Here is a 20,900-nt window from a genome sequence, read left to right on the forward strand (position 1 = left end):
GCGCACCCGAACGTGACCGACTACTACGAGATCCTCGGCGTCCCGCGCGACGCCTCGCCCGAGCAGATCAAGAAGGCGTACCGCAAGCTCGCGCGCGAGCACCACCCCGACGTCGCGGGCAGCGACGCGGCGTCCGAGGAGCGCTTCAAGGACGTGTCGCGCGCGTACGACGTGCTCTCCAACCCGGAGAAGCGCCGCGCGTACGACCTCGGTGCCGACCCGGCGTCGCCCGGCGGCGGCATGGGCGGCGGCTTCGGCTTCCAGGACATCTTCGAGACGTTCTTCGGCGCGGCCGCGGGTGCGGGCGCCCAGCGGGGGCCGATCCCGCGCGCGCGTCGCGGGCAGGACGCGCTCGTGCGCCTCGACCTCGACCTCACCGAGGTGACGTTCGGCGCGCACAAGGAGGTGCCGGTCGACACGGCTGTGCTGTGCCCGACGTGCGGCGGCTCGTGCTGCCGTCCCGGCACGTCGCCGCGCACGTGCGAGGTCTGCCACGGCCGCGGGTCGGTGCAGCGCGTCGCGCGCTCGTTCCTCGGTCAGGTCATGACGACGCAGCCGTGCGCCGCGTGCCACGGGTTCGGCACGGTCATCCCCGAGCCGTGCCCCGAGTGCTCGGGCGAGGGCCGCGTGCGCTCGCGCCGCACGCTCGGCGTCGACGTGCCCGCGGGCGTCGACACCGGGACGCGCATCAAGCTCACGGGTCAGGGCGAGGTCGGCCCGGGCGGCGGCCCCGCCGGCGACGTCTACCTCGAGGTCCACGAGCGCAAGCACGACACGTTCGTGCGCCGCGGCGACGACCTGCACGCGACGCTCCAGGTGCCGATGACCGCGGCCGCGCTGGGCACGACCCTGCAGCTCGACACCCTCGACGGCGAGCGCGAGGTCGACCTGCGCCCGGGCACGCAGCCCGCGCAGGTCGTCACGCTCAAGGGCCTCGGTGTCGGCCACCTGCACGCGGGCGGGCGCGGTGACCTGCACGTGCACGTCGAGGTGCAGGTCCCGACGGCGCTCGACGACGAGCAGGTCGAGCTGCTGCGGCGGCTCGCGGTGCTGCGCGGCGAGGAGCGTCCGGAGTCGCGGCTCGCGAGCGCGAGCAGCGGAGTGTTCGCGAAGCTGCGCGACAAGCTCTCGGGCCGCTGAGGTGAGCGCACCCGTCTTCCTCGCGGAGCCGGGGACGCTCGCGGGCGTAGCCGCGGGCGGCACGTTCCTGCTCGACGGCTCCGAGGGTCGGCACGCGGGCGTGGTGCAGCGCCGTGGGCCGGGGGAGCGGGTCGACGTGGTCGACGGCGCGGGCGTGCGGCTGGTCGGCGTCGTCGAGTCCGTCGGCGGCGAGGGCGTGCTGCTGCGCGTCGACGACGTCGTGGTCGAGCCCCCGCCCGACGTCGCGCTCGTGCTCGTGCAGGCGCTCGCGAAGGGCGACCGCGACGAGCAGGCGATCGAGGCGGCGACCGAGGTCGGGGCCGACGGCGTCCTGCCGTGGCAGGCGGACCGGTCGATCGTCGTGTGGCGCGGCGAGCGCGCCGCGAAGAGCCGTGCCCGCTGGCTCGGCACCGTCCGGGCGGCCGCGAAGCAGTCTCGTCGCGCGCGCGTGCCGGAGGTCGGGACGGCGGTCGACTCGCGTGCGCTCGCGCAGCGCGTGCGGGCTGCCGTCGACGCCGGGGGAGCCGCGCTGGTCCTGCACGAGGAGGCGACGCTCCCGATCGCGGCGGTGGGGCTGCCGGACGCCGGAGCGCCGGGTCGCGAGTGCCTCGTCGTCGTCGGGCCCGAGGGCGGGATCGGGGACGACGAGCTCGCCCGCCTCGTCGACGCGGGCGCGGTCGCGGTCCGCCTCGGCCCGCACGTGCTGCGCACCTCGACGGCCGGCCCGGTCGCCCTCGCGCTCCTCGCGCAGCGCCTCGGCCGCTGGGCGTAGGCCGCACCCACGGCCCCGGCGCGTGAGAGCCTCGGTCGCGACGACGCGACACCGGGGGTGACCGATGGCGGAGCGGTGGCTGGTCCGTGAGGCCGCAGACGACGACGTGGCGGCCGTGTGCGCCTTCGGCGACCGGGTGGTCCGCGCGCACTACGCCCCGCTGATCGGCGACCGGGCCGCGACCGCGCAGGTCGAGCAGTGGTGGACGCCGCAGCAGATCGGTGGGGCCGTCGCCGCGGGGCTGGTCACGGTCGCCGAGCACGACGGCGAGATCGTCGGGGTCGCGCAGCGCGGCCGCCACGGCGACGACCACGTCCTGTACAAGCTGTACCTCGACGCGCAGCACCGTGGCGCAGGGCTCGGCCCGCGGCTCGTCGACGCGGTCGTCCGGCACCTCCCCGCAGGGACGCGGCGGCTGTGCGTCGAGCACTTCGCGGGCAACGCCCGTGCCGGGGCGTTCTACGAGCGCGAGCGTTCGTCGTCGAGCGCGTCGAGCCGAGCACGTCGGGCGAGCGGGCCCTCGACGTGGTGTGGCGGGTGCTGCCGCTCGACGGCGGACGCGACGACGCCTGACGCGGGGACGGCGCCACCAGGGCGCAGCTGAGGACGGGCCGGTCCCTCGTCCGCGCGGTCCTGGCGCGCCGGGTCAGCGCACGTCGACCCCCGCCTCGGCGACGGCGGCGCGCCCGGCCTCGAGGCGCGCGACCGGGACGCGGAACGGCGAGCACGACACGTAGTCGAGGCCCGCGTCGTGGAAGAACCGGATCGACTCGGGGTCGCCGCCGTGCTCCCCGCAGACGCCCAGCGTGAGGTCCGGCCGCGCCGCGCGGCCCTGCTCGACGGCGATCTGCACGAGCCGCCCGACGCCGAGCGCGTCGATGGTCTCGAACGGCGACACCGTGAGCACGCCGTTGTCGGTGTACTGCGCGAAGAACGCCCCCTCGACGTCGTCGCGCGAGAAGCCCCACGTGGTCTGCGTGAGGTCGTTGGTGCCGAACGAGAAGAACGCGGCCTCCTGCGCGATGCGGTCGGCGGTGAGCGCGGCGCGCGGGAGCTCGATCATGACCCCGACGGGCAGGTGGGGGTCGACGCCCCGCTCGGCACCGACCGAGGCCATGATCGCGCGCGCCTCGTCCTTGACGAGCCGCAGCTCCTGCACCGACCCGACGAGCGGCACCATGATCTCGGCGCGCGGGTCGCCGCCCGCGGCGCGCCGCTCGACGACCGCCTCGCAGATCGCCCGGATCTGCAGCGCGAACAGCCCGGGCACGACGAGACCCAGACGCACGCCGCGCAGGCCGAGCATCGGGTTCGCCTCGTGCATGCGCCGGACGGCGGCGAGCAGCCGCTCGTCGGCGGCCGCGTCCTGCCCCCGTTCGTGCGCGAGCGCGACGCGCACCGACAGGTCGGTGAGGTCGGGCAGGAACTCGTGCAGCGGCGGGTCGAGCAGGCGGATCGTCGTGGGCAGCCCGTCCATCTCGCGCAGCAGCCCGACGAAGTCCTCGCGCTGGAGCGGCAGCAGCGCGTCGAGAGCCGCCTGCCGTTCCTCGTCGGACGACGCGAGCACGACGCGCTCGACGAGCACGCGCCGCTCGCCCAGGAACTGGTGCTCGGTGCGGCACAGCCCGACGCCCTGCGCCCCGAGCCGGCGGGCGCGCGCGGCGTCGGCGGCGGTGTCGGCGTTCGCGTGCACGTGCAACCGGCGGACGGCGTCGGCGTGCGAGAGGAGGCGGTCGACGGACCGGACGAGCTCGCGCGTGTCGTCGTCGGGCGCGTGGTCGAGCGCCGCGTCGAGCCCCTCCTCGAGGTACCGGCTGACCGGCGACGGCTCGACGGGGACCTGCCCGAGGAACACCTCGCCCGTGCCGCCGTCGATCGCGACGGTGTCGCCCTCGCGCACGACGTGGCCGTCGACGCGGAACGAGCGCGCGACGAGGTCGATGTCGACGGCCTCGGCACCGACGACGCACGTGCGGCCCATGCCGCGCGCGACGACCGCCGCGTGCGACGTCTTGCCGCCGCGCGCCGTGAGCACGCCGACGGCCGCGATCATGCCGCCGAGGTCGTCGGGGTTCGTCTCCCGGCGCACGAGGACGACGTCCTCGCCGCGCGCGGCCCGCTCCTGCGCCGTGGCCGAGTCGAACACCGCGGCACCAACCGCGGCACCCGGGGAGGCGGCCATCCCGCGTGCGAGCAGCGTGCGGTCCGCGGACGCGGCGAACTGCGGGAACAGCAGCTGCGAGAGCTGCGCCCCGGTGACCCGCGCGAGCGCCTCGTCGAGCGTGATGAGGTGCTCGTCGACGAGCTGCGTCGCGATGCGGAACGCCGCGGGAGCCGTGCGCTTGCCGACGCGCGTCTGGAGCATCCAGAGCTTCCCGCGCTCGATCGTGAACTCGATGTCGCACAGGTCGCGGTAGTGCGTCTCGAGCTGGCGCATCGCACCGCGGAGCTGCCCGTACGCGTCCGGGTCGCGCTCGGCGAGGTCGTCGAGCGACAGCGTGTTGCGGATCCCCGCGACCACGTCCTCGCCCTGCGCGTTCGCGAGGTAGTCGCCGTAGTTGCCGGTCTTGCCGGTCGCCGGGTCGCGGGTGAACGCGACGCCCGTGCCCGACGTCGGCCCGAGGTTGCCGAACACCATCGGCACGACGTTGACGGCCGTGCCCAGGTCGTCGGGGATGCGCTCCTTGCGGCGGTAGAGCCGCGCGCGCTCGGTGTTCCACGAGCCCAGCACCGCGACGATCGCGAGGTCGAGCTGCTCGCGCGGGTCCTGCGGGAACGGCGCGCCCGTCTGCGACCGCACGATCTCCTGGAACGCGCCGACGAGCTCGCGCAGCGCGTCGGCGTCGAGGTCGACGTCGGACGTCACGCCGCGCGCCGCCTTCGCCGCGTCGAGCGCGTCGGAGAACAGCGCACCGTCGAGGCCGAGCACCGTGCGGCCGAACATCTGCACGAGGCGGCGGTAGGAGTCCCACGCGAACCGCTCGTCGCCGCTGAACCGCGCCAGCCCGTGCACGGTGGTGTCGTTGAGCCCGACGTCGAGGACGGTCTCCATCATCCCGGGCATCGAGAACTTGGCCCCCGACCGCACCGACACGAGCAGCGGGTCGTCGGGGTCGCCGAACCGCCGCCCGAGCGTGTCCTCCATCGTGCGCAGCGCCGTCGTCACCTCGACCGCGAGCCCGCGCGGCACCTCACCCGTGCGCATGTACGCGCGGCACGCCTCGGTCGTGATCGTGAAGCCCGGCGGGACGGGGAGGCCGAGCCGCGTCATCTCGGCGAGGTTCGCCCCCTTGCCGCCCAGGAGGTCCTTCTGGTCCTTGTCGCCCTGCGTGAAGTCCCACACGTACGTCGCCACGGCGCACCTCCGCGTGCGGCCGGGCGCCCTCACCCGGCCTCCCACCGGCCAGTCTGTCCCCGTCCGTGCCCGGCGCGCAGTACCAAGGTCCCGGGCGGTCGACGGGATTGCGCTCGGCGGACGCGTGCAGGGCGTCGGTAGACTGGGACGACCACCGAGACCGCGTGCGACGCGCCCGACGCGCCCCGCGACCGCCACCGAAGGAGCGCACGGCGTACGCCGACCCATGACGCAGCCCCACACTGATCCCCGCCCGGCCGGTGCGCACGCCCGCGTCGAGCACCGCATCACCGTCCCGGCCGACGTCTCGATGGTCGAGTTGCTGGGCCTGCGCGACGAGGTGCTCCGCGCGATCGAGTCCGGCTTCACCACGGTCGACGTGCACGTCCGCGGCAACGAGGTCACCCTCGCGGGTCCCGCGGGCGACGTCGCCCTCGTGGCCCGCCTGGTCGACGAGCTCGTCGAGATGGCCGCCGCCGGCACGCCGCTCACGCCCGACGTCGTGCAGCGCTCGGTCGCGATGCTCGCCGAGGGCTCCACGGCCCGCCCCGCCGACGTCCTGACGTTCAACATCCTCACCGCGCGCGGCCGCACCATCCGGCCCAAGACCGCGGGCCAGAAGGAGTACGTCGACGCGATCGACCGCCACACCGTGACGTTCGGCATCGGCCCGGCCGGCACCGGCAAGACGTACCTCGCGATGGCGAAGGCCGTGCAGGCGCTCCAGGCCCGCCAGGTCAACCGGATCGTGCTCACGCGCCCCGCCGTCGAGGCGGGGGAGCGGCTCGGGTTCCTGCCCGGCACGCTGTCGGAGAAGATCGACCCCTACCTGCGACCGCTCTACGACGCGCTGCACGACATGGTCGACCCCGAGTCGATCCCGCGGCTCATGGAGGCCGGCACGGTCGAGGTCGCGCCGCTCGCCTACATGCGTGGGCGCACCCTCAACGACTCGTTCATCATCCTCGACGAGGCGCAGAACACCTCCGTCGAGCAGATGAAGATGTTCCTCACGCGGCTCGGGTTCGGCTCGCGCGTCGTCGTCACCGGCGACGTCACGCAGGTCGACCTGCCGTCGAACACCACGTCCGGGCTGCGCGTCGTCGAGAACGTCCTCGACGGCGTCGACGACGTCGCGTTCTGCCGCCTGTCGTCCGCCGACGTGGTCCGCCACCGGCTCGTGAGCGACATCATCGACGCGTACGCGCGCTGGGACAGGAGCGGCACCCGATGAGCATCGAGGTCAACAACGAGTCCGGCTTCGACGTCGACGAGGCCGAGTTCGCGGCGCTCGCGCGGTTCGTGCTCGACGCGATGCACGTGCACCCGCAGACCGAGATGTCGATCATGCTCGTCGGCACCGACGTCATGACGGACCTGCACGTCAAGTGGATGGACGAGCCCGGCCCGACCGACGTGCTGTCCTTCCCGATGGACGAGCTGCGTCCCGGCCGCGAGGGCGAGCCGACCCCGGCCGGCCTGCTGGGCGACGTCGTGCTGTGCCCCGAGGTCGCCGCGCAGCAGGCGCGCGCCGCGGGTCACTCCACGGCCGAGGAGCTGCTGCTGCTCACGACGCACGGCATCCTCCACCTGCTGGGCTACGACCACGTCGAGCCGGAGGAGGAGAAGGAGATGTTCGCGCTCCAGCGACGCCTCCTGCTGACGTTCCTGGCCGGTCGATGACCGACGTCCCCGTCGGGCTGCTCGTCGCGCTCGCCGTCCTCGGCATCGCGTTCGCGGCGGCGATGTCCGCGGGCGAGGTCGCGGTCACGCGCGTCTCGCGCGCCACGGTGACCGACCTCGTCGCCGACCAGCACCCGGCCGCCGCGCGCGTCATGCGTCTCGAGGAGCACGCGTCGCGCGTCGTCGCGGCGGCGTCGTTCGTCCGCCTGCTCGCGGAGATGACCGCCACGGTCTGCCTCACGCTGGTCGTGTCGTCGGGCTCGCTGCCGTGGTGGGCGGTCCTGCTGATCACCGTCGGGCTCGTCGCCGTGGTCGCGTTCCTGCTCGTGCGCGTGAGCCCGCGCAGCATCGGCCGGTCCCACCCCGTGCAGACGCTCACGGTCCTGTCCCGCCCGCTGCTCGGGATCACCGTCGCGTTCGGCGGGCTCGGCCGCGCCGCGTCGTACGCCGGGCCCGCGCAGGGCGAGGAGGAGCTGCGCGAGATGGTCCAGCGCGTGAGCGAGTCCGAGGCGATCGAGGACGAGGAGCGCGAGATGTTCCGCTCCGTGCTCGAGCTCGGCGACACGCTCACGCGCGAGGTCATGGTGCCGCGCACCGACATGGTCACGACGCACGCCGACACCCCGGTCTTCAAGGTGCTCGGGCTGCTGCGCCGGTCCGGGTTCTCGCGCGTGCCCGTCGTCGGCGAGTCGGTGGACGACCTGCGCGGCGTGCTGTACCTCAAGGACGTGGTCCGACGGCTGCGCCTCGCTCCCGGCGTCGACGACCCCGACGCCGACGCGCTGCTCGCCGCGCCCGCGCACTCCCTCGCCCGGCCCGCGGTGTTCGTGCCCGAGTCCAAGCCCGTCGACGAGCTGCTGCGTGAGCTGCAGGACGGCTCGTCGCACATGGCGATGGTCGTCGACGAGTACGGCGGCATCGCCGGGCTCGTCACCATCGAGGACGCGCTCGAGGAGATCGTCGGCGAGCTGACCGACGAGCACGACCCGACCGCACCCGAGGTCGAGGACCTCGGCGACGGCGTCTACCGCGTGCCCGCGCGGCTGGGCCGCGACGAGGTCGGCGAGCTGTTCGGGCTCGACGTCGAGGACGAGGACGTCGACACCGTCGGCGGGCTGCTCGCGAAGGCGCTCGGCAAGGTCCCGCTGCCCGGGTCGGCGGGCGACATCCACGGCCTGCACCTCGTCGCGGAGGAGGCCCAGGGCAGGCGCCGCACGCTGTCGACCGTCCTCGTCAGCCTCGCGACGCCCGACGACCCCCCGACGCACACGCCCGCCGAGGGCGTGCCGACCGACCAGCACGGAGCCGCACGATGACCTTCCGTTCAGGATTCGCCTGCTTCGTCGGCCGGCCCAACGCGGGCAAGTCGACGCTCACCAACGCGCTGGTGGGGCAGAAGGTCGCGATCACCTCGGGCCGCCCGCAGACCACGCGGCACGCGGTGCGCGGCATCGTGCACCGGCCCGACGCGCAGCTCGTGCTCGTCGACACCCCCGGCCTGCACCGTCCCCGCACGCTGCTCGGCGAGCGGCTCAACGACCTCGTCAAGGACACGCTCACCGAGGTCGACGTCGTCGGGTTCTGCCTGCCCGCGGACCAGCGCGTCGGGCCCGGCGACCGGTTCATCGCCGACCAGCTCGCCGAGCTCGCGCGCGACGGCCGCGGCACGCCCGTCGTGGCGGTCGTCACCAAGGCCGACACGGTCGGCAAGGGACGCCTCGCGGAGCACCTGATGGCCGTGCAGAACCTCGGGGAGTGGGCGGACATCGTGCCGGTCTCGGCCGTCTCCGGCTACCAGGTCAAGGTGCTCGAGGACGTGCTCGTCGGGCACCTGTCCGAGGGCCCCGCGCTGTACCCCGAGGGTGAGCTCACCGACGAGCCCGACCACGTCATGGTGGCCGAGCTCGTCCGCGAGGCCGCGCTCGAGGGGGTCCGCGACGAGCTGCCGCACTCGCTCGCGGTCGTCGTCGAGGAGATCGTGCCGCGCGAGACGACGTCGCCCGACGCCACGCCCATGCTCGACGTGCGGGTGCACCTGTTCGTCGAGCGCGACAGCCAGAAGGCGATCGTCATCGGCAAGGGCGGCGCCCGCCTGCGTGACGTCGGGAGCCAGGCGCGGCGCGGCATCGAGGCGCTGCTCGGCGCGCGCGTGTTCCTCGACCTGCACGTCAAGGTCGCGAAGGACTGGCAGCGCGACCCCAAGCAGCTCGGGAGGCTCGGCTTCTGATGCTCCGCCCCGGGTTCCGCGACCGTCGCACCCTGCCGCACGAGCGGCGGGGCGGGTCGCCGTACCGCGTCGTCGCGAGCACCGCGCTCGGCATCGTCGTGCTCGCGGTGCTCGGCGCCGTCATGGGGCCGCAGTGGGACCCGGTGCCGCTCGCCGACCCGATCGCGGTCGAGACGGCGGACACCGCGATCGGCGCCGCGCCGCCGCTGCGGACCTACGACGTCGCGACGAGCACCGTCACCGTGCAGCTCGACGGCGCGACCGTCGAGGCGCAGATCAGCGTGCCCGTCGGGCTCGACGAGCCCGCGCCCGGCGTGGTGTTCGTGCACGGCGCCGGCACCGGCAAGTTCACGCGGGCGTTCGTCGAGCAGGCGCACGCGCTCGCAGCGTCGGGCATCGTCGCGATGGTCCCCGACAAGCGGCTCGACACCTACACGACGCGGCACCGCGACTACGTGCAGATGGCCGCGGACTACGAGGCGTCCGTCGAGGTGCTGCGCCGGCACGACGACGTCGACCCGGACCGCGTCGGCGTCTACGCCGAGAGCGAGGGCGGCTGGATCGCGCCCGTCATGGCCGCGCAGGACCCGCGCATCGCGTTCGTCGTGCTCGTGTCGTCGCCCGTCGTGCCGCCGCGCGAGCAGGCCGCCTTCGCCGTCGACTCCTACCTGCGCAACACCGGCGTCCCGCACGGCGTCTTCCGGGCGATCCCCCGTGCGGTCGGCATGTCGCTGCCGGGCGGCGGGTTCGAGTACGCGGACTTCGACGTCACGCCCTTCCAGCGGCAGATGCGCCAGCCGGTCCTCGTCGTCTACGGCACGGGCGACGCGTCGATGCCGACCGTGCAGGGCGCCGAGCAGATCATCCGCGACACCGCCATCGCCGGGAACGGCGACGTGACCGTCCGCTACTACGAGGGCGCGAACCACGGGATCCGGGTCGACGGCGACGTGTCGCCGGTGTTCCTGCGCGACCTGTCCGGCTGGGTGCTCGGCCTGCCGGCGACCGGCAGCAGCGAACCCCGCATCGCCGGTGCGCAGCCCGTCCAGACCTACGTCGCCGCACCCGTGCCCGAGCCGTGGTGGCTGCGCGACGGCGACGTCGTCCTGGGGACCGTGGCCGTCGCGGCCGGCCTGATCGTGCTCGCGCCGCTCGCCGTCGGGGGAGCGCGCACCGTCGAGGCCGTGCGCCTGCGCGCAGGACGGCGGCGCGGTTCCCCGGACGCGCAGGGCACGACGACGCCGCCACGGCCCGCGCGGTTCGGCCCCGGCGTCGCGTCCCGCCTCACGCTGCTGGGCGTCGGCACGATCGTCACGGTCGTCGCGCTCGTCGTGTACCTCGTGGCCGTCGCGCGGCTCGCGCTCGACTACGAGCGCAACGACTGGGTCGTGCAGGGCGGGTGGCTCCTGGTGCGCCTGCTGGGGGTCGGCGCCGTCGTCGCCGGCGTCCTCCTGGCGCGGCGCGTCCACCGGCTCGGCGCCGCGCACGCGCCCGTCGCCGGCGGCGTGCTGCGCGTCGTGGCGGGCGGGGCGGTCGTCGTCGGGTCGGCCGTGCTGCTCGTCGTCCTGGCGTACTGGGGCGTGTTCCAGCTCGGCATCTGACCGCCGATCGGTCCTCGTTTGTGTGGGACCGGCCCTGGTGAGGCACCATATGCGCGGCGCCCCAAGGCGTCGTCCGGACCGAGGAAGGGGCCTGCGTGCGCACGTCCTGGGGATCGGCGACCGACCGAGGCCTCGTCCGCGAGGTCAACGAGGACGCGCTGCTCGCCTACCCGCCCGTCTTCCTCGTGGCCGACGGCATGGGTGGCCACGACGCGGGGGACCTCGCGAGCCGCATCGCCGTCGAGGAGTTCGCGCAGCTCGCGGGCCAGCTCGCGGCGACCGCCGACGACGTGCACGCGTGCTTCACGCGCACCGCGGCTCGCATCCGCGGCGAGTTCACGGGCGGCCGACGCGGGGGCACCACCGTGGCCGGCGTCGCCGTCACCGAGCACGAGGGCGGGTCCTACTGGCTCGTCTTCAACGTCGGCGACTCACGCGTCTACCGCTGGTCCGACGGCGTCCTCGAGCAGGTCAGCGTCGACCACTCCGTCGTCCAGGAGCTCATCGACCTCGGCGAGATCACCGTCGACGACGCCGAGCGGCACCCCGAGCGGCACGTCCTCACGCGTGCGCTCGGGACCGGCGAGCCCCCCGAGCCCGACTACTGGCTGCTCCCCGCGGGGCTCAGCGACCGGCTCCTCATCTGCACCGACGGCCTCACGCGCGAGCTCCACGACGACCAGCTCGCCGCGGTGCTCGCCGCCGTCGGCGACCCCCAGGACGTCGCGACGCAGCTCGTCCAGGCGGCGCTCGACCGTGGCGCCCGGGACAACGTGAGCGCCGTCGTCGTCGACGTCGCGACCGCCGCGGGCGCGCTCGACGACGTCCACATCACCGTGCCGCGCATCGGTGCCGACCTGGCCCCGACCCAGTGGGACGAGATGCTCAACGGGGCGACCGTGCCACGTTCGCCCGCGCGGCCCTCGTCAACCTCCCCCGGGACGTCGGACCATGGAGGCACACTCTCGTCCGAATCCCCGACCGCTCGCGACCAGGAGACCCCGACATGAGCGTGCCCCAGTACAGCGCCGGCGAGTGGACCGCGGTCGTCCGGCCGGGGTTCGTCGCGCTCGTCGGCCCGCAGGCCGACGCCGACGTCGCCCGTGCGCTGTGGGACGCCGCGCCGCAGGGTGTGCTCGCGGCGCTCGACGTCCTCGCGCGCGACGGCCTCGCCGCGCTGCCGCCGTTCGCGGTCGCGTCGGTCGACGGCACGCGCGTGCACGTGGCCGTGCGGGGTGACGTCGACGTCGAGGTGACCGCGACCGACGGCGCCGTGCAGGTGCTGCGGGCCGGCGCCGTCCGTACGTGGTCGGAGCAGGTGCTCGAGACCGTGGGCGTGCTCGTCGCGCGCGCGGACGGTGCGCCGGACGCGCCCGCGCTCCCGCTCGTCGAGGGCGTCGCGCCCGCCGGGACTGTCCGCGTGGACGTCGCCGAGGTCGTCGTGCCGGTCGTCGAGCCCGAGGTGGAGGAGGCGCGCTCGCCTGTCGCGTCCGTCGACGACGCGCGGTCGTCCGTCGTCGAGGCCCCGGAGCCTGCCGTCGAGGGCGAGCCGGTCGCCGAGGAGGCGGCCGCGCAGGCCGCCCCGGTGGAGCCCGTGGCCCTCGAGCCCGTCGCCGCCGAGCCGTCCGACGTCGAGCCGGGCGACGCGAGGCCGGTCGTGGGCGAGCCCGTCGACGCCGAGCCCGAGGCCGCGGGCGAGCCCGCGGCGCAGCCCGTCGCGCTGACCAAGGACACCCCGCCGGCGCAGGTCCCGGACGTCGCGCAGGAGCCCGCCGCCCCGGCACCCGACGCGTGGGAGCACACGGTGCGCACACCCGCGTCGGCGGCCTACTCGCTCGAGCCCCAGCCCACCGAGCCGCGCTACGACGTCGTCGCGGCGGCCGAGCAGTTCCTCGAGCAGCACGCGCAGCGTCCGGGCCTCGTCGACCTGCCGCCCGTGCGGCCCGTCGACCAGCCGGCCGTGCCGCCCGCGTCGCCGGACGACCACGACGGCCTGACGATCCTGTCGTCCGACCTCGCCGCGATCCGCGACCAGCTGCCGAGCTGGGCGGCCGACGAGGTGCCCGGCCCGTTCGCGGTCCCCGCGGCGGCCGAGCCCGCGAAGCTCGTGCTGTCGACGGGCCTGGTCGTGACGCTCGACCGCGCGGTGCTGCTCGGGCGTGCGCCGCAGGTCGCGCGCGTGACCAACCGCGAGCTGCCGCGCCTCGTGACGGTGCCGAGCCCGCAGCAGGACATCTCGCGCACGCACGCCGAGGTGCGCGTCGAGGGCGACCACGTCCTCGTCACGGACCTCGACTCCACGAACGGCGTGCACGTCTCCCGGCCGGGGGAGGGCGCGCGTCGCCTGCACCCCGGCGAGCCCAGCGTCGTCGCGACCGACGAGGTCGTCGACCTGGGCGACGGGGTGACGTTCACCGTGGAGCGGGGGTCGTGACCGCACGCCGCGAAGCCTCCGCCCCGCCGCGACTGCCCGGCTACGAGTTCCTCAGGGTCCTCGGGCTGGGCGGTTTCGCGGACGTGTTCCTGTACCAGCAGGAGCTCCCGCGACGTGAGGTCGCGGTGAAGGTGCTGCTCGCCGGCAGCCTCGACGACGAGGTCCGGTCGCGGTTCCAGTCCGAGGCCAACCTCATGGCCCAGCTGTCGCACCACCCGTCGATCGTCACGATCTACCAGGCGGCGATCGCGGCCGACGGCCGGCCGTACCTCGTCATGGAGTACTGCTCGCGGCCGGGCCTCGCGGAGCGGTACCGGCAGGAGCGGATCTCCGTCGCGGAGTCGCTGCGCATCGGCGTGCGCCTGGCCTCCGCGATCGAGACCGCGCACCGTGCGGGCATCCTGCACCGCGACATCAAGCCGGCGAACGTCCTCACCACGGACTTCGGCTGGCCGGCGCTCACGGACTTCGGCATCGCCGCGACGACCGGTCACGGCGCCGGCGCGACGGTCGGCATGTCGATCCCGTGGTCGCCGCCCGAGCTGCTCGGCGAGCACCCCACGGGCGACGAGCGGTCCGACGTGTACTCGCTCGGAGCGACGGTCTACTCGCTGCTCGCGGGCCGCACGCCGTTCGAGATCCCGGGCGGGCAGAACAGCGCGCAGCAGCTCGTGGCGCGCATCGAGCGCTCGCCGCTGCCGCCGACCGGGCGCGACGACGTGCCCGTCGGGCTCCAGCACGTGCTCGAGCGCGCGATGGCCAAGGACCCGGACCGCCGCTTCATGTCGGCCGCCGCGATGGGCCGGGCGCTGCAGGCGGTCGAGTCCGGCCTCCGGCTGCCGGTCACGCCGCTCGACCTGCCCGACGGCGACGAGCCGGTCGAGACGCTCCCGGTCGCCCCGTCGGGCGCGCCCGAGGACGCGACGCGCGTCCGGTCGGTCGTCACGCTCGACCCGCACGGCGCCCGTCCCGGTACGCCCGTCCCGGCCGTCGCGCAGGTGGCGGCGGGCGAGGACGACGCGACGCGCCTGCGCGGCGTGCACGTCGTCCCGCAGGACGCCGCACCGGCGGCGCCCCGCCCGACGGCGTTCGTCGTGCCGGATGAGACCGCCGTCGCCGCTGAGCCCGAGCGCGCACCCGCCTCCCGGCGCACGCGCCTGCTCGCGGGTGCGGCCGCCGCCGTCGTGCTGCTCGGCACGGTCGGCGTCGTCGCGTACGCGACCCTCACGGGCGACCCGGCGCCGCGCACGTCGCCGTCGCAGGACGACCTGACGGGCGACGCGCCGCAGGTGACGGGCAGCGTCGTGCCCGCGCCGCACTCGCTCAAGGGCGTGGTCCAGGCCGACGGCTCGGTCGTGTTCACCTGGGTCAACCCCGTCCCGGCCGAGGGCGACCAGTACCTCTGGGCCGTCCGGACCGCGACGGGCGAGGGCCCGTCGGAGCTGACCGACGCGCCGACCGCCACGGTGCCCGCCGCACAGGCACCGGGCGGGCAGGCCTGCATCCAGGTCTCGATCGTGCGCGCCGACCGCTCGTCGTCCGCGCAGCCCGCGCAGGGGTGCTCGTCGTGAGCTGGCAGACCGTGCGCAGCCGTGCGACGAAGACGATGGCCGTGGTCACGCTGCCCGCGGTCGTCGCCGTGCTCGCGCTCGTCGACCAGGGCTTCCCGCTCGCGCGCGTCGACCTCAACGACGGCGGCGTGTGGCTCACCAACACCAGCCAGCTCAAGCTCGGCCGGTTCAACGCCCAGGTCGAGGAGCTCGACGCCGGGGTCGTGACCAGCGGCAGTCGGTTCGACGTCCTGCAGGACGGCCGTGACGTGCTCCTCCTCGAGCCGACCGGCTTCTCGGTCGTCGACCCCGCGTCGGTCACGCAGACCACCGCGGTGGCCGCCCCGGGCGACGCGGACGTGTCGATGGCCGCCGGGACGGTCGCCGTGGCCGCCGGCGGCGACGTGTGGGTGCGTCCCGTGAGCGGGCTCGACCGGCTCAACGTCCCGCAGGACCCGGCGGACGTCGAGGTCGGCGACGGCGGCACGGTCGTGGTCGCGCGCAGCGGCGTCGCGCTCGCGGTCGCCGGCGACGGCGAGGTGACGCGCGTCGACCTCGCGGGGGTGCCGGGCACGACGCCCGCAGGCTCGCTCCAGGGCGAGGGGGAGGTCGAGCACGTCACCGCGGTCGGCGACGAGCCCGTCGCGCTGACGGGCAGCACCCTGCGGACCCTGCACGGCACGGTCGAGCTCGACGGCGACGACCTCGTCCTCCAGCAGCCGGGCCCCGAGTCGTCGCGCGTGCTCGTGGCCAGCCGCGACGCGCTGCTCGAGGTCCCGCTCGACGGCGGCGACGTCGTCGAGCACCCGACGACCGGCGAGGGCCTGCCCGCCGCACCGGTCCAGGTCGGGTCGTGCGCGCACGCCGCGTGGGCCACGCCGCTGGGCTCGTACCTGCAGCTGTGCGACGGGAAGAAGGCGCAGGTCCGGGACCTGCAGGACATGTCCGCGCAGGACGTGCTCGTGTTCCGCGTCAACCACGGCATCGTCGTGCTGAACGACACGCTCCGCGGCCGCGTCTGGATGCCGACGCAGGACACCGAGCTGCGCACGCCCGACTGGCAGGACGTGGTGCCCGAGGAGGAGCCGGAGGAGGCCGAGGACGAGTCGCAGACGCCGCAGACGACGCAGGAGCTCGTCACGGAGTGCAGCGACACCTCGGCACCGCCCGTGGCGGCGGACGACGAGTTCGGCGTGCGGCCCGGCCGGACCACGATCCTGCCCGTCGTCGACAACGACTCGTCGTCGGACTGCGGCATCCTCGTCATCTCGGGCGTCGAACCGCTGCCGCCCGAGTTCGGCACGGTCGAGCCCATCTTCGGCGGGCGGTCGTTGCAGGTCGCGGTCGCGCCCGACGCGTCGGGCACCGCGGAGTTCAGCTACACCGTCGACGACGGCCGCGGCACGTCGTCGCCCACGACCGCGCGCGTGCGGCTGACCGCGCGGGACGCGTCGCTCGACGACCCGCCGGTGCAGCTGCGCACGGGGTCGTTGCGCGTCGAGGCGGGCGGCGAGGCCGAGCACCAGGTCCTGGCCGACTTCCGCGACCCCGACGGCGACGACCTCGTGCTCGTCGGCGCGTCCGCCGATCCCGCGGCCGGCACGGTGCGGTTCCGGCAGGACGGCTCGCTCACGTTCAAGGCCGACGGCGGCCGCCTCGGCCGCAGCCCGGTCACCGTGCTCGTCTCCGACGGCAACCACACGGTCGAGGGCTCGCTCGAGGTCGACGTGCGCCCGGCGGGCTCGCTCGCACCGCAGATCGACCCCGTCCACGCGGTCACCTACGTCAGCCAGCCCGTGACGCTGCGGCCGCTCGACGCGGTGCGCAGCAGCTCGCAGGAGGCGCCGCGGCTCGCGAGCGTCGACCAGGTGGTCGGCGCGACCGTGGACGCGGACCTCGCGGCGGGCACGTTCACGTTCTCGGCACCGCGCGCCCAGACCTACTACGTGCCGTTCGTCGTGACGGCCGCACCGCAGCAGGCGACCGGGCTCGCGCGCATCGACGTCCTGGAGTGGCCCGAGCAGGCGCGACCGCCGGTCGCGGTGCGCGACGTCGCCTACCTGCCCGCGGGCGGCGAGGTGACGATCGACCCGCTCGAGAACGACTCCGACCCCGCGGGCGGCGTGCTCGTGCTGCAGGACGTCGAGGTGCCGCCCGGGCTCGGGCTGCACGCCGCGGTGCTCGAGCACCGGTACGTCCAGATCACGGCGGACCGCACGCTCACCCAGCCGGTGTCCCTGCGGTACGTCGTCTCGAACGGCGGGGAGCAGGCCGTCGGCGAGATCGTCGTGCGACCCGTCGCCGCGACGGGGACGTCGCAGCCACCCGTCGTGCGCAACGTCGAGGCGTCCGTGCGGACGGGCGGCGTCGTGACGATCCCCGTGCTCGACACCGCGTACGACCCGGACGGCGACCGGCTGACGGTCGTGCCGACGCTCGCCGAGCCGCTCGGCGACGGCGAGGGCCTGCTGTTCGTGTCGGGCGACGTGCTGCGCTACCAGGCGCCGGCCACGCCGATCACCGCGCGCGCGACCTTCGTCGTGCGCGACGAGACCGGCAACGAGACCGCCGCGACGCTCACGGTGCGCGTGCACGCCTCCGACGCGGCGACCAAGGCTCCGCCGCGACCGCGGGACCTCGAGGCGCGGGTGTTCGCGGGCGACAAGGTCCGCATCGACGTGCCACTCGTCGGGATCGACGACGACGGCGACGGCGTGACGCTGCTCGGCTTCGCCAAGCCGCCGGAGCGCGGGCGGATCGTCGAGGTCGGCGCTGACTACCTCGTCTACGAGGCGGCGCAGGACGACCTCGGCACCGTGACGTTCAGCTACGCCGTCGAGGACTGGACCGGTCAGCGCGCGGTCGCGGACATCCGTGTCGGGATCGCGAAGCGCCCCACGACCGCGGCCACCGTGGTCGCGCGCGACGACGCGGTGACCGTCGCACCCGGGCGCACCGTCGAGGTGCGCGTCCTGGCCAACGACGTCGACTCGAGCGGCGGTGAGCTGCGCCTGTCGAACGAGCTCGTGACGTCACCCGCCGACGTCGACGCCGAGGTCGAGGGCCGCCGCATCATCGTGCGCGCACCCGAGCGCGACGGGATCCTGCAGATCTCGTACACCGCGACCAACACGCGCGGCGGCAGCGACACCGCGGTGCTCACCGTCACGGTGACGCGCGACGCCCCCGTGCTCGCCCCGATCGCCGCCGACGTCGTCGTGCCGCCCGCCGACACGTTCGAGCTCACCGAGGTCGCCGTCGACGTCCTCGCGCTCGCGCAGAACCCGAGCGGGCCGCTCAGCGACCTCGAGGTGTCCGTGCCGCGGTCGGTCGCCGACGTCGCGCGCGTGGGCACGGACGGACGCGTCGTGGTCACCCTCGTCGACCACGCGCAGACGCTGCCGTACCGCCTCACCAACACGACCGACCCGACGGGGGAGGCGGCGTCCTGGGCGTTCATCACGGTGCCCGCGCTCGGGTTCTTCCCGCCGACGCTGCGCCGCGGCGCCCCCGACCTGCGGGTCGCGTCGGGCGAGCTGCTCGAGATCTCGCTCGACGAGCAGGTCAAGGTCGCGCCCGGACGCACCGCGCAGGTCGCCGACCCGCTCGGCGTCACCGCGACGAAGTCCGACGGCAGCGGTCTGGTCAAGGACGACACCACGCTGCAGTTCCGCTCGGCCCCCGGGTACGCGGGACCGGCGTCGATCACGCTCGTGGTCACCGACGCGACGGGCACGGGCGACTCGTCCGCGCACACCGCGCCGCTCACGCTGCTCATCGACGTGTACGCGGTCGACGACCACCCGCCGACGTTCACGCCGTCGATGATCGACGTCGCACCCGGCGAGGCGGCGTCGGTCGTCGACCTGCGCGCGTTCACGACCGGGCCGGCCGGGCAGTCGGGCACCGCCGAGAAGTACAGCTACCAGCTCACGGCTGCGAGCCCCGTCGGGTTCACGGCGAACGTCGAGGACGGCGTCCTCTACGTCGCGGCGGCCCGCGACACGCCCAAGGGCAAGACCGCGCAGCTGCCGATCCGCATCGGGTACGGGCGGTCGGGCTCGCTCGACCAGACCGTCGACGTGCGCGTCGTGGCGAGCAAGCGTCAGCTCGCGGACGTCGTCGACCGCACCCTGACCGACGGCGAGGAGGGCAAGGAGCGCCGCGTCGACGTGCTCGAGGGCGCGTTCAACCCGTTCCCCGGCGAGCCGCTGACCGTCGTCGGTGCGCGCGTCGAGGCGGGGGAGGGCACGGTGGCCGTCGGCGACGGCACGGTCGCGCTGCGGCCCGCCCAGGGCTACATCGGCCAGATGGTCGCGGTCGTGCGCGTGCGTGACGCGACCGGGGACCCCGACCGCGAGGTCGAGGGGCGCGTCGTGCTCGTCGTGCGCGGCCGGCCTGCCGTGCCGATCGCGCCGCGCGTCGGCGAGGTGCGCGACCGGACCGTCGTCCTGTCGTGGGACGCGCCCGACAACCGCGGTGCGGCGATCGAGGAGTACCGCGTCGTCGCCAGCCCGGGCGGGATCACGCGGTCGTGCACGAGCACGACGTGCACGCTCGACAACCTGACGAACGACGTCGAGTACACGTTCACGGTCGCCGCGCGCAACGCGGTCGGGTGGTCGGACCCGAGCGCGCCGTCGGCGCCTGCTCGCCCCGACGCCGTGCCGGACGCGCCGGCCGCCCCGACGCTCGAGTTCGGCGACAACGCCGTGACGGCCCGCTGGACCCCGCCGGCGTCGCGCGGCTCGGCCATCTCGAGCTACACGCTGCAGATCTCGCCCGCGCCGCTGAACGGCCCGGCGAGCGTCTCGACGAGCTCGACGAGCCACACGTTCACGGGGCTGCGCAACGGCACGGCCTACACGGTGCAGGTGCGCGCGCAGAACCGTGCGCCCGAGCCGGGCCCCTGGTCGCCGTGGTCGGCGCCCATGGTGCCGGCGCGCGTGCCCGACGCCCCGACCGTGCAGGCGGTGCCGACGGACTCGCAGACGGGCCGCGTCCTCGACGTGTCGTGGACGCCGGGTGCCGACAACGGCGACGCGATCGCCGAGTACGAGGTCACCGTCGACGGGCCGAACGGCCAGACCGTCGTCGTGCCCGCGGGCCAGACCCGCTGGACGTTCACCGACGCCCGCACCGGGTTCCCGTACCAGGTGTCGGTCCGGGCGCGGAACAAGGCGGGCTGGGGTGCGGCGGGGTCGACGACCGCGTCGACGTTCGGGCTCCCCACCGCGCCGACCTCGCTCACGGCGACGTCGCTCGCGGGCCAGGGCGCGATCCGCCTGTCGTGGTCCGGCGCGGACGGCAACGGCGCGCCGATCACCGAGTACGTCGTGCGCATGCCCGACGGGTCGGAGCGGTCCGTCGGCCGCACCGAGCAGTGGGTCGCCGACGGCCTCCAGGGCCGCGACGAGCCGTACACGTTCCAGGTCCGGGCGGTGAACCAGGCGGGTTCGAGCGGGTGGAGCCCGGCGGCGAGCGCCCCGGCGACCACGCCGCCCGGCCAGCCCAACGTCGCCCAGCCGGTGGTCACCGCCACGACCTCCGCGGGTCGCCCCACGGCGCTGCAGATCAGCTGGTCCGCGGCCGCGTCGAACGGCGGCGGCAACCTGCGGTACCGGTGGACGGTGCAGACCGACACGGGTCAGCGCGCGGACGGCACGCAGGCGTCGGGGCACACGATCGACGTGTCCGGTTGGAACTGGCGGTGGCAGGGCACGCGCGTCACGATCACGGTCGTCGCGGAGACCACGATCGACGGCCGTACGTTCAGCGGCTCGCCGGGCCAGAACAGCGCGGTCGTGACGTGGGGCGCCGTACCGGGCAAGGTCGGCGGCCTGACGCTCACGCCGAACTCGACCAGCGCGCCGACCGAGCTCAGGGCGGCGTGGTCCGCACCCGACTCGGGCGGCCTCTCGGTGACGTACCAGGTCTGCTGGTCCGTCGACGGCAACCAGGTGGGCTGCGACGACGAGAACGGGACGACCACGACCCGCCGCATGCGCGACCTCGGCAACCCGGGGCCGGGTGCCACGGTCACCGTCGTCGTGACCGCCCGCAACGAGAAGGGCGCCGGCCCGGCGTCGAACCCCGCGACCTACACGGTGCCCGCCGCACCCTGACCCCCGCACGTCC

General features: G+C 74.9%; 13 protein-coding genes. 12 read left to right on the plus strand and 1 reads right to left on the minus strand.

The window, feature by feature from the left end; translation table 11 throughout:
• Nucleotides 1-12 precede the first annotated feature (12 nt).
• From dnaJ to OMK64_RS05815, 3 genes are all read left to right on the plus strand, one after another.
• Entirely contained in the window at nt 13-1,140 is a 1,128-nt protein-coding gene (gene dnaJ / locus OMK64_RS05805) for a molecular chaperone DnaJ (RefSeq protein ID WP_272727140.1), read from the plus strand.
• Nucleotide 1,141: 1 nt separating this feature from the next.
• Nucleotides 1,142-1,912 (plus strand): 16S rRNA (uracil(1498)-N(3))-methyltransferase, encoded by a 771-nt coding sequence (locus OMK64_RS05810; protein ID WP_272727141.1) that lies wholly within the window; start codon nt 1,142-1,144, stop codon nt 1,910-1,912.
• A 64-nt stretch (nt 1,913-1,976) separates the two neighbouring features.
• Nucleotides 1,977-2,516 carry a GNAT family N-acetyltransferase gene (locus OMK64_RS05815; protein WP_272727142.1) on the plus strand — a complete coding sequence of 180 codons (540 nt, stop codon included), beginning with the start codon at nt 1,977-1,979 and terminating at the stop codon, nt 2,514-2,516.
• A 42-nt stretch (nt 2,517-2,558) separates the two neighbouring features.
• On the opposite strand, the gene ppdK is transcribed toward OMK64_RS05815, so the two are convergent.
• Nucleotides 2,559-5,267 carry a pyruvate, phosphate dikinase gene (gene ppdK, locus OMK64_RS05820; protein WP_272727143.1) on the minus strand — a complete coding sequence of 903 codons (2,709 nt, stop codon included), beginning with the start codon at nt 5,265-5,267 and terminating at the stop codon, nt 2,559-2,561.
• A gap of 226 nt (nt 5,268-5,493) precedes the next feature.
• Here ppdK and OMK64_RS05825 point away from each other — a divergent pair, with 226 nt between their 5' ends.
• The 9 genes from OMK64_RS05825 (at nt 5,494) to OMK64_RS05865 (ending at nt 20,887) form a co-directional block, all read left to right on the plus strand.
• Entirely contained in the window at nt 5,494-6,501 is a 1,008-nt protein-coding gene (locus tag OMK64_RS05825; RefSeq protein WP_272727144.1) for a PhoH family protein, read from the plus strand.
• Nucleotides 6,498-6,950, plus strand: a complete 453-nt coding sequence (gene ybeY, locus OMK64_RS05830; RefSeq protein WP_124341789.1) for an rRNA maturation RNase YbeY — start codon at nt 6,498-6,500, stop codon at nt 6,948-6,950. Before OMK64_RS05825 ends, ybeY begins: the two co-directional genes overlap by 4 nt.
• Entirely contained in the window at nt 6,947-8,266 is a 1,320-nt protein-coding gene (locus OMK64_RS05835) for a hemolysin family protein (protein ID WP_272727145.1), read from the plus strand. Before ybeY ends, OMK64_RS05835 begins: the two co-directional genes overlap by 4 nt.
• A complete protein-coding gene (era, locus tag OMK64_RS05840) occupies nt 8,263-9,177 on the plus strand; it encodes a GTPase Era (RefSeq protein WP_272727146.1) in 915 nt (304 codons plus the stop codon). The genes OMK64_RS05835 and era overlap by 4 nt, the downstream gene beginning before the upstream one ends.
• The gene (locus OMK64_RS05845) at nt 9,177-10,778 is read left to right on the plus strand and encodes an alpha/beta hydrolase family protein (protein ID WP_272727147.1); all 1,602 of its coding nucleotides are present in this window, start codon (nt 9,177-9,179) and stop codon (nt 10,776-10,778) included. Before era ends, OMK64_RS05845 begins: the two co-directional genes overlap by 1 nt.
• A gap of 95 nt (nt 10,779-10,873) precedes the next feature.
• Nucleotides 10,874-11,788, plus strand: a complete 915-nt coding sequence (locus tag OMK64_RS05850; RefSeq protein ID WP_272727148.1) for a PP2C family protein-serine/threonine phosphatase — start codon at nt 10,874-10,876, stop codon at nt 11,786-11,788.
• Nucleotides 11,785-13,212: an FHA domain-containing protein gene (locus OMK64_RS05855; protein WP_272727149.1), complete on the plus strand. Its 1,428-nt coding sequence runs from the start codon at nt 11,785-11,787 to the stop codon at nt 13,210-13,212. The genes OMK64_RS05850 and OMK64_RS05855 overlap by 4 nt, the downstream gene beginning before the upstream one ends.
• Nucleotides 13,209-14,783, plus strand: a complete 1,575-nt coding sequence (locus OMK64_RS05860) for a serine/threonine-protein kinase (RefSeq protein ID WP_272727150.1) — start codon at nt 13,209-13,211, stop codon at nt 14,781-14,783. The genes OMK64_RS05855 and OMK64_RS05860 overlap by 4 nt, the downstream gene beginning before the upstream one ends.
• A complete protein-coding gene (locus OMK64_RS05865; RefSeq protein ID WP_272727151.1) occupies nt 14,780-20,887 on the plus strand; it encodes an Ig-like domain-containing protein in 6,108 nt (2,035 codons plus the stop codon). Before OMK64_RS05860 ends, OMK64_RS05865 begins: the two co-directional genes overlap by 4 nt.
• The last annotated feature ends 13 nt before the right edge of the window (nt 20,888-20,900 follow it).

The sequence above is a fragment of the Cellulomonas fimi genome, from assembly GCF_028527925.1.
Lineage (GTDB): Bacteria > Actinomycetota > Actinomycetes > Actinomycetales > Cellulomonadaceae > Cellulomonas > Cellulomonas fimi_C.